Source organism: Psychrobacter sp. TB20-MNA-CIBAN-0197 (assembly GCF_040309765.1).
Lineage (GTDB): Bacteria > Pseudomonadota > Gammaproteobacteria > Pseudomonadales > Moraxellaceae > Psychrobacter > Psychrobacter submarinus.
The window spans coordinates 1-305 of record NZ_JBEOPC010000301.1; the positions used below are offsets into that span (position 1 = coordinate 1).

Sequence of the window (305 nt, forward strand, 5' to 3'; positions counted from 1 at the left end):
GTTTTACCTACTGAGCTCATTTCTGGAATGGTATAAATACCGGCCGGAATATCAACAATCAGGCGGTCGTCACAGTTACCACATGCAATTGCATCAGCAGCTATACGACCTTGGTCAAACGCAGCACTAGCAAGGCTTGGGTAGCCAATTACATCACCTACAGCGTAAACGTTATCAACTTCTGTTTGATATGTTTCGTTAACTTTTAATTGGCCACGGCTATCGGCTTTTAAACCAATGGCTTCAAGGTTTAATGTATCTGTATTACCAGTACGGCCATTAGCAAATAAAATACAGTCAGCTTT

1 protein-coding gene is annotated in these 305 nt (G+C 41.6%); it reads right to left on the reverse strand.

What is annotated here, in order from left to right; genetic code table 11:
* Positions 1–305: FAD-dependent oxidoreductase (locus AAEY83_RS13765; RefSeq protein ID WP_351059664.1), on the reverse strand; the 305-nt coding region annotated here is incomplete at both ends.